Genomic DNA, 8,320 nt, shown 5'->3' with positions numbered 1-8,320 from the left:
CTGGCTTTGCGCGAACTGCGCGAACCGGGTGACGTCGTGCGCGTACGCCTCGAGCGTCTTGTCGCTCAGGCCGCGCTCGAAGCGCAGGTGGTCCAGGAACGGCTCCACCGCGTAGGCAAGCGGCGGCGCGGGCTTTTCGGCGGGAGTGGGCACGACAAATGGGATCGGGATCGGGTTCTGCTGATTTTCGTGCGAGACAGGCGGCGTTCCTGCCGGAAACTGTGGACGGATCGAGAGCGTGAGGCGGATACCCTGCACCGGGCGAGAGGCCCCCTCCCCCCGCCCCCTGCCCCCGCTGTCGCGGGGGAGGGGGAGAAATGCATCCGGTGTGCGGCATCGCGACCCGGAACGATCCCGCCCGTGCGCGCTTGGCCCGAGAGCAACTCAGCGCACGGGCGAGATCCCGCACTTCGGCGACCCGATTCTTCGGGCGGTGCCATCCCGCACGCGGATGAATCCAGACGGCGCCTTCCTCAGAATGACAGCACGGGTGAGAAACGACTCGATACCGCTCGAAAACCGCTGTCAGTCCGCCAGGTCGTCGATCTGCTCCGTCATCTCCTCCTTGCCGCGCGTCTTCCACCACCACACCGCCACCACGGCGAAGAGGATGACGGCCGCGAGGGCCAGCCACCGGCCCGACGCCTCCACCTGCGCGCGGATCTGCTCCCAGTTGCGGCCGGCCGTGGCGCCCAGGTACACGATCAGCCCGTACCACAGGCCGCTGGCCAGCGCGATGGGCAGCGCCGTGCGGGGCAGCGACATTCCGCTCGTCCCCGCGAAGATGGGCACCACGGCGCGAAAGCCGGGCAGGTAGCGGCTGAAGAAGATCACCTTGCCGCCGTGCTTTTCGTACAGCGCGCCCAGCCGGGACATCTGCCCGGGCTGCAGGATCATCCGCCCCAGCCGGCCCTGGAAGAAGCGCGTCCCGTAGCGGCGGCCCACCCAGTACGTGAGCAGGGCCGTGGCCACGTTGCAGCCCCAGACCACGACAAAGGTGAGGATGGGGTCCGTCACGCCGCGGCCGGCCATGAAGCCGCCCGTGAGCGCGATCACGTCCGCCGGCACAGGCGGCACGATGTTCTCCAGCCCCGCCATCACGCCGATCACCACGTAGACGAGCGCCCCGGGCAGGCTCTCCATCCACGCGATCAGCTGGTCGATCATCCCGCCCATCCGCCGCCTCTTCCCCGCCCCGCCGCGGGGCGCATCCAGTGTGGTCGCCGCTACAGGCTGGGGTCCCGCCGGTGCCGCGCGTGCAGGGCGTCGATGTCTTCCAGGCTGTCGATCAACGCCACGGCAAAGGCGGCAATTCCCTCGCCACGCCCAATCCACCCCAGCCCCTCGTTGCTCTTGCCCTTGATGCTGATGTGGTCCGGCGCAATGCCCAGCACCGACGCCAGCCGCTGCTGCATGGCCTCGGCGTGCGGGCCGATGCGCGGCGACTCGCAGACGACCGTGACGTCCACGTTCACCACCTGGTAGTTGCGCCCCTCCAGCAGCCGGACCACGCGGGCCAGCAGCTGCAGCGAGTCGGCGTCCTTCCACTGCGCGTCGCTGGGGGGAAAGTGGCGGCCGATGTCGCCTAGGCCGGCGGCGCCCAGCAGCGCGTCGGTAACGGCGTGGGCCACGGCGTCGGCGTCGCTGTGGCCGTCCAGGCCGCGGTCGTGGGGGATGTCCACGCCGCCCAGGATGAGCTTGCGCCCCTCGGCAAAGCGGTGGGAGTCGTAGCCGTGGCCGATCCGCATCGTCTCTCGGTTGATCCAGGGTGCTGTAACGCGCCGCCGCCGGCCCGTGGTGGCCGGCGGCGGCGGGAACGATACGGGCGCGGCCCCGCGCGCGGCAACCGTCGCCGCGCGCGGGGCCGGACGGATCAGAGCGACGCGGGCTCGCCGGCCGGCGTGGCGTCGTAGACGTCCATCCGCTCGCACTCCACGCGGCGGATGTAGCCCGAGACGCGCACCTCCTGCCGGGTGCCCGCGGCGGCGTCCAGCACGCGCTCCACCTCGGGGTTGCCTGTGGCCAGGCGCAGGCGCTGCTCGCCGTCCGGCGTCTGCGAGACCAGCTCCCACTGCGCGCCGTCCTGGCAGATGCTCACCTGGTCGCGGATGTCCTCCACGAGCCCCGTGCGCGACGTGGGCACCTCGAAGCCGCCGCCGGGTTCCTCGCCCCCCGTGCCGTCGTCCTTTCTGGGCGACTGCGCGACGGCAAAGATCTGCACCGTCACGGAGTTCACGATGCCCTGCACGCCCTCGATGCTGGCAAGCCGCCACGGAACGCCGTGCCCCGCCTGCTGGATGGCCGCGTCCAGCGCCTCCTGCAGGTTGCCGTGGGCCGACGTTCCGCTGAACACGCTCTGATGCCGGGACTGGTTGCTCATTGTGGAATTCCTCTTGTGTCCGGGATGAAAGCCCGCCGGCGACACGCCACGCGGGGCACCGCACCGCCGGCGGAGGGCCGGCGGACGCGCCGCATCCGATCGGCGGCACGTGCCGTCCCCCTTGGGCAACGGCCGCACCCCGCCCGGGATCGGCTGCTTCGAATCACCGAATCCATTGTCATGATTGCGGATGGGACATGATGCTTGCGCGAAATGTCTCATCGCACGTGGTGCGGCGGGGGCGTCGCAGGTGGGGAACGCGCGGGGCGGAGATTGAGTCAATAGGAGTGGCCTGGACCATGCGGCGATTCCGGATGGCGGTCGTGGGATGGCGGGCAGGGGCGGGGGCGAGTGCGTAACCGAGCCCCGCGCCGGAGCGAATGATGCCGATTGCGGATCTGATCCGGACAGGTCGTCTCCCAGCCGGAGCGAATGAATTCGCCGCTGGAAGTTCGCGAAGTCCGCCTGCGCGGACTGCCCGGGCGCGGGCGCCGTCACGTGCACCGGGGCGGTCTTCGATGGCTCGAACGCGGCCGGTGTGCACAACGGCGGCGTGCGGCAGGAGCCGTCGGCGAAGGCCGACATCACGTTTTCGGTGCCGCGAATTCATTCGCCGTGTCCGGGGCCGCGGCCACCGACCCAGATCCGCATCGACACGACCGCCGTTCGGTTGATTTGCATCATCCGGAACGCAAACGAGCCGCGGAAGGACGTCTTCCGCGGCTCGCCGTCGCTTTCCCGCGGCCGGCGCTACTCCGCGCGGGCGAGGGCGCGCTCGATCCAGGTGTCCCACTGCGCGGGCGTCTGGGCGCCCTTGAACATCGTGCCGTTGACGATGAAGGTGGGCGTCCCGCGCGTGCCCAGCCCCGCGCCCAGCTTGCGGTCGCGCTCCACGCGACCGCGCACGGCCGTGCTTTCCAGGCACTGGTTGAACGCCGGGATGTCGCCCACGCCGGCGTCCCGGGCAAACTGCTCCCATCCGCGCACCCCGATGCTGTCCTGCAGGGTGAACAGGCGGTCGTGGTAGGGATCGAACTTGCCCTGCTCCGCCGCGCACTCCGACGCCACGGCGGCCTCGAACGCGTGGGCGTGCGACTCCAGCGGATAGTGCCGGAACACCACGTTGACCCGGTCGCCGTACTTGGCGCGCACCTGCTTGAGCGACTGGTGCGCCTGCGCGCAGAACGGGCACTGGAAGTCCGAGTACTCCACGATGGTCACCGGCGCGCCGGGCGAGCCCAGCGACCGCCCCTCGCGGGCGATCTTCTCCCATCCGGTCACGTTGGAGGTCTCCGGCCCCGTGGGGCCCGCGAACTCGCGGCGAACCATCAGCCCCGTCACCACCAGGGCGCACACCACCAGCACGCCCGTGAGCAGGTTGGAAAGAGTCTGCTTCATCTCACGTCTCTGCGGAAAGGGCGAACGCGGGCAGCGGATACGCCAGCACCTGCGGATAGGGGTCGTGCCGCACGGCGTACAGGGTGCGGCCGTCGTCCGACAGCGCGATCTGCAGGACCGCGTTGTCCAGGGTCAGGACGTGCCGCAGCCGGCCGTCCCAGTCAAACACGTGCACCTCGCGGGCAAACATGGACTCGGGGTTGTCCTTGTCCTTTTGCCCGGAGAACAGGGCGAACACCAGCCGGTCCGTGACCGCCAGGTCCGGATAGCCCACCCGCTGCCCCTCGTTGGAAAAGAAGTTCACGCCGTCGGGCGAGGGCTCCACGTCGGGCTCGAACGCCTGGGGCACCGCAAAGCGGCGGACGAGCGCGCCGTCGGTGCCGTACAGCTCCAGGCGGCCGGCGTAGCGGCTGGCCACCAGGAACTGCGCATGCCCGGGGCGCGCGGCCATGGGTCCGCCGTACACCTGCTGCTTGAGAAAGCGCGTGAGCTTTTCCTCGCTCGCCGGCTCCTCGCCGGCGGAGGCGCGCACGGCGCCGTCGGGCCGCAGAAAGCTGAACCGCTTTTCTCCCGCGCGCAGCATGGCGTTCTGGGCCACCAGCGTGCTGTCGTCCAGCCACAGGGGCGCCTCGACCACCAGCTGCGAGGCCAGCTGCACCCGCTCGCCGGCGTGCCGGGTGCCCCCCGCCAGCAGGTCCGGCACGCGAAACGGCGTGAGCCGCGACAGGCGGGCGTCGAACACCCAGAACTCGCCCGGGTGGCCGGGGCGGGACAGCACGGCCGAGGGGCTGGCGAACTCGCCCGGCCCAAAGCCCTTGCGGCCCGTGGAGCCCCGCAGGCGCCCCGCCGTGTCGAAGATGCGCACGGCGCTGGCGGCCCGCGGGTCCTGCACCACCAGGCTGTTCTGCCACACCACCAGCCCCGTGGGCAGGGCCAGGCTCACGCTGTCGGTGAGCACGGTGCCCTCCAGGGCCACGGTCTCCACGGATGGCCCCATGCCGCAGGCGGCCAGGGCGGCGCCCGCCGCGCACGCGGCTACCCCCGCGCGAACGCGGCGGACGATCGGGTTCGTTGCGTACATCTCGGTGCTGCGGGTAAGGCGTTGCTTCAGCAGGGGCGGGAGTCCGGATGGACGATCACGATCCCATCCAGGTTGGTGTGGCAGACGTACCCCACGGCGCCGCAGCACGCGCCCAGGCCCGGGTTCGGGCTCGGCTGCACGGACCGCTGCGCGGAAAGCAAGTCGCCGCCGCCAAAGACCACGGCAAGCGCGGCCAGGTTCAGGACCAGGCGTCCGCGCACGGGGGGTCTCCCTCGAAAGGTGAGCGGCGGAACCATTCCTCTCGGGTCAGCCGCACCAGTAGCTGTTGGGCTCCTGGATCACGATCCCGTCGCCCAGGCTCCGGTAGCAGACCTTGGCCACGGCATCGCAGCAGTCCCTGGCGGGCTCGGCGGGGAGCTGCGTCCTTTGCGCGGACAGCGAGTATCCGCCCGTGAGCATCACCGCCGTCGCGGCCAGGTTGATGATCCAGCGCGTGCGCATTCTGCCTCCCGTGACCGGGGATGAATGGAGGGCGGGGCGAATGCCTTCGCCCGGCGAGCAGCCCGGGTGGCCGCGCGGCCACCCGGGCTGCTCGTTGCGGCGTGGATCAGCAGGCGTAGCTGTTGGTCTGCGTCACCACGATGCCGTCGCCCAGGTTCAGGTAGCAGGTCTTGGCCGAGGCGTCGCAGCAGGTGCCGCCCTTGGCGGGCTCGACGCTGCCGATGGTGGTGGCGCTGCGCTGGGCCGACAGCGACAGGCTGCCACCGAACACGACGGCCAGGGCGAGGGTGTTGACGATCAGGCGCTTGGTCATGGGATCCTCCAGGGGTGAGTGAGAGAATACCGGAATGCGTCAGGAAAGACGCGCTACGAGCATACTCGCGCACCGGCCGTCCAGTCAAGGGTTTTTTTGGGCGGGAAATGGGAAAATCCGGGACGGGATGGAATTTCGCCACAAAGCGGCCATCAGGTTCCGAATTTCCGTGATTCTATCTGTGTTTATGGAGGAATTTTAGGGCGCTTCGATCCCGTTCACAACGGAGTCATGACCTTCGGAATCGTTCCATACGTGGCTGATTAGGTGCGGCTGATGAGTTCGAGCCGCATGTCGAACTGGGTGATGGACGCGCGTTCGCAGCCGGCGTGGACAAAGAACTCCGGCGCCAGCTCCTCCGGCACGATGGCGACCACTTGGAACGCGCGCCCGGGGAACGCGGCCGCCAGCGCGCGCAGCATCCGCGTGCCCCACCCCTGCCGCCGGTGCGCGCGCGGCACGACGAGCGCCGGCACGCTCACCGTCTCCGCGTCCGGGTTGGAGAGCACGGCGTACGCGTGGTCCTCCAGCGCGAACGCCCGCGCCGGCGGCGTGGCGGCAAACAGCGTCTCGGGTGCGAGCATCCACGGCAGCTCCGCCTCGCCCTCGATGACGGCGATGCGCGCGACCTCGGCGGGGTCGACTTCCCGCAGCGCGTCGGCGGAGGGCGCCGCGTCCGCCGGCGGCGTCCACCGCCAGCCGACGAGGCGCCGCACGACCTGGAAGCCGAGCGCGTCGTACAGCTTGACGGCGGGCGTATTCTGCTCGATCACCTCCAGCAGCAGCGCGTGGTCGCCGCGGGCGCGCGCGTCGTCGATGGCGCTCTGCATCACGCGGCGGCCCACGCCGGCGCCGCGCAGCTCCCTGGCGACGGCCATCCCCCCCACGCGGCTGGTCCATCCGCGCCGCGTGATGAACAGCACGGCCGCGGGCCGGTCGCCGGCGTAGTAGACGCGGCTGGCGTAGCCGTCCAGGTGCTCGCCCCGAAAGCGCCGCTCCCACGACTCCGCCGTGACGCGCACGGGGACGATGTAGCCTTCGAAGCAGCGCTCCATGGCCGCCGCGCACTCCGCCGCCGTGAGCTCCGCGACGGGGCGCGCGGTGAGACCGGCGAGCGGGTCCGTGTGGTCGAGGTGCGACAAGGTGATGTGGGGACGAAGGTTAGAGACGGATTGTGCGAGGGGCGTCGGCTGGGGCCCTCACCCGCTCGGCTGGGGCCCTCACCCGCTCGCTTGGGCTCGCACCCTCTCCCGCAAACTGCGCGGGAGAGGGTGTACACTTCCACGAGCCGTGGCGCGCGCGGCAAGGTACTGCGCGCGGGCGGGTCTGGCGAACGGCCCACGCCGCGCGTGCTGTTCTCCCCCTCTCCGCGAGGAACGAGCGGGGAGGGGGCCGGGGGGAGGGGCGGGCCGCTGCCGGCGCGAGGCCCGCTTCTCCGCCTGACCTCTCCCCGTGTCGGCTCGAAGCCAGATCCTCAGGCGTGATGCCCGGCGTCCCACGCCGCCCGCGACTCCGCCTCGGCCCTGAGCCGCGCGACGAAGTCGGCCTGCGCCTCGGACGCGGCGTGACCGCCGGAGCCGCGGCGGCGGACGCTCACCGTGCCGGATTCCGCCTCGCGGCCGCCGAGGACGGCGATGTACGGCACCTTCATCGTCTCGGCGTGGCGCACGCGGGCGCCCAGCGTGCCCTCCGCGCGTGCGAGCTCCGGGCGCAGGCCGGCGGCGCGCAGCGCGTCCGCCAGGGCACGGGCGGCGGGCTCGTGCTCCTCGCGCACGGGGATCACCGCCGCCTGCACGGGCGCCAGCCACACGGGAAAGGCGCCGCCGTAGTGCTCGATCAGCCCGCCCACGAAGCGCTCCATCGACCCCAGCAGCGTGCGGTGCAGCATCACGGGCCGGTGCGGGCGGTTGTCGGGGCCCGTGTACTCCATCCGGAACCGCTCGGGGAGGTTGAAGTCCAGCTGCACCGTGGGCCCCTGCCACTTGCGGCCCAGCGCGTCCACCAGCTTGAAGTCCAGCTTGGGGCCGTAGAACGCGCCACCGCCCTCGTCCACGTCAAACGCCATCCCGCGCGACCGCAGCACGTCCGCCAGCAGGTTCTGCGCGGCCTCCCAGTCCGCCGGGTCGCCGATGGCCTTTTCGGGGCGCGTGGCCAGCTCCACCGAGTACGCGTAGCCGAACGCGGCCAGCGCCTCGTGCACCAGGTCCAGCAGCCGGCCCAGCTCGTCCGGCAGCTGCTCGGGCATGCAGAAGACGTGGGCATCGTCCTGCGTGAAGCCCCGCACGCGCAGCATGCCGTGCAGCACGCCGTTGCGCTCCGCCCGGTACACCGCGCCAAACTCCGCCCAGCGCAGCGGCAGCTCGCGGTACGAGCGCACGCGGTTCTGGTAGATGGCGATGTGCCCCGGACAGTTCATGGGCTTGGGGCGGTACCGCCGTCCGTCCATCTCCACGGGACCCCACAGCCCCTCCGCGAAGCTGTCCAGGTGGCCGGATTCCTCGAACAGCGCCTCGCCCACGAGGTGCGGCGTGATGACCATCTCGTAGCCGTGGCGCTGGATGAGCTCGCGCTCGAACCGCTCCACCTCGTTGCGGATGACCGTGCCGCGCGGGTGCCACAGGATGAGCCCGGCGCCGATGCGCGGATCCACCGAGAACAGGTCCAGCGCCTGCCCCAGCACGCGGTG

Annotated in this window: 11 protein-coding genes; all 11 read right to left on the bottom strand. The window is 71.2% G+C overall.

The window, feature by feature from the left end:
- Positions 1-108 (bottom strand): site-specific integrase (locus VFZ20_RS32805; RefSeq protein WP_349264115.1); only part of this gene is annotated, 108 nt, incomplete at its 3' end.
- A 417-nt stretch (positions 109-525) separates the two neighbouring features.
- Positions 526-1,167: a DedA family protein gene (locus VFZ20_RS21235; RefSeq protein WP_329685950.1), complete on the bottom strand. Its 642-nt coding sequence runs from the start codon at positions 1,165-1,167 to the stop codon at positions 526-528.
- A gap of 59 nt (positions 1,168-1,226) precedes the next feature.
- Positions 1,227-1,748, bottom strand: coding sequence for a 2-C-methyl-D-erythritol 2,4-cyclodiphosphate synthase (gene ispF / locus VFZ20_RS21230; protein ID WP_329685949.1), 522 nt, complete (start codon positions 1,746-1,748; stop codon positions 1,227-1,229).
- 125 nt (positions 1,749-1,873) lie between these two features.
- Positions 1,874-2,380 (bottom strand): hypothetical protein, encoded by a 507-nt coding sequence (locus VFZ20_RS21225; protein ID WP_329685948.1) that lies wholly within the window; start codon positions 2,378-2,380, stop codon positions 1,874-1,876.
- A 750-nt stretch (positions 2,381-3,130) separates the two neighbouring features.
- Positions 3,131-3,778, bottom strand: a complete 648-nt coding sequence (locus tag VFZ20_RS21220; protein ID WP_329685947.1) for a DsbA family protein — start codon at positions 3,776-3,778, stop codon at positions 3,131-3,133.
- 1 nt (position 3,779) lies between these two features.
- The gene (locus VFZ20_RS21215) at positions 3,780-4,859 is read right to left on the bottom strand and encodes a BF3164 family lipoprotein (protein WP_329685946.1); all 1,080 of its coding nucleotides are present in this window, start codon (positions 4,857-4,859) and stop codon (positions 3,780-3,782) included.
- Positions 4,860-4,885: 26 nt separating this feature from the next.
- Positions 4,886-5,080 carry a hypothetical protein gene (locus tag VFZ20_RS21210; protein ID WP_329685945.1) on the bottom strand — a complete coding sequence of 65 codons (195 nt, stop codon included), beginning with the start codon at positions 5,078-5,080 and terminating at the stop codon, positions 4,886-4,888.
- Between the two features lie 46 nt (positions 5,081-5,126).
- Positions 5,127-5,321: a hypothetical protein gene (locus VFZ20_RS21205; protein ID WP_329685944.1), complete on the bottom strand. Its 195-nt coding sequence runs from the start codon at positions 5,319-5,321 to the stop codon at positions 5,127-5,129.
- 106 nt (positions 5,322-5,427) lie between these two features.
- Positions 5,428-5,634 carry a hypothetical protein gene (locus VFZ20_RS21200; protein WP_329685943.1) on the bottom strand — a complete coding sequence of 69 codons (207 nt, stop codon included), beginning with the start codon at positions 5,632-5,634 and terminating at the stop codon, positions 5,428-5,430.
- A 263-nt stretch (positions 5,635-5,897) separates the two neighbouring features.
- Positions 5,898-6,776, bottom strand: a complete 879-nt coding sequence (locus VFZ20_RS21195) for a GNAT family N-acetyltransferase (RefSeq protein ID WP_329685942.1) — start codon at positions 6,774-6,776, stop codon at positions 5,898-5,900.
- Positions 6,777-7,108: 332 nt separating this feature from the next.
- A partial coding sequence (gene thrS, locus VFZ20_RS21190; protein WP_329685941.1) for a threonine--tRNA ligase occupies positions 7,109-8,320 on the bottom strand: 1,212 nt, incomplete at its 5' end.

It is taken from the genome of Longimicrobium sp. (assembly GCF_036280135.1).
Classification (GTDB): Bacteria; Gemmatimonadota; Gemmatimonadetes; order Longimicrobiales; family Longimicrobiaceae; genus Longimicrobium.
This window is presented reverse-complemented; position numbering and strand designations above follow the sequence as displayed.

What these genes read in the sequence shown, in the direction of transcription:
- VFZ20_RS21215 (WP_329685946.1), bottom strand. Translation starts at nt 4,859, where the DNA reads ATGTACGCAACGAACCCGATCGTCCGCCGCGTTCGCGCGGGGGTAGCC.
- VFZ20_RS21220 (WP_329685947.1), bottom strand. Translation starts at nt 3,778, where the DNA reads ATGAAGCAGACTCTTTCCAACCTGCTCACGGGCGTGCTGGTGGTGTGC.
- VFZ20_RS21225 (WP_329685948.1), bottom strand. Translation starts at nt 2,380, where the DNA reads ATGAGCAACCAGTCCCGGCATCAGAGCGTGTTCAGCGGAACGTCGGCC.
- VFZ20_RS21200 (WP_329685943.1), bottom strand. Translation starts at nt 5,634, where the DNA reads ATGACCAAGCGCCTGATCGTCAACACCCTCGCCCTGGCCGTCGTGTTC.
- VFZ20_RS21235 (WP_329685950.1), bottom strand. Translation starts at nt 1,167, where the DNA reads ATGATCGACCAGCTGATCGCGTGGATGGAGAGCCTGCCCGGGGCGCTC.
- VFZ20_RS21205 (WP_329685944.1), bottom strand. Translation starts at nt 5,321, where the DNA reads ATGCGCACGCGCTGGATCATCAACCTGGCCGCGACGGCGGTGATGCTC.
- ispF (WP_329685949.1), bottom strand. Translation starts at nt 1,748, where the DNA reads ATGCGGATCGGCCACGGCTACGACTCCCACCGCTTTGCCGAGGGGCGC.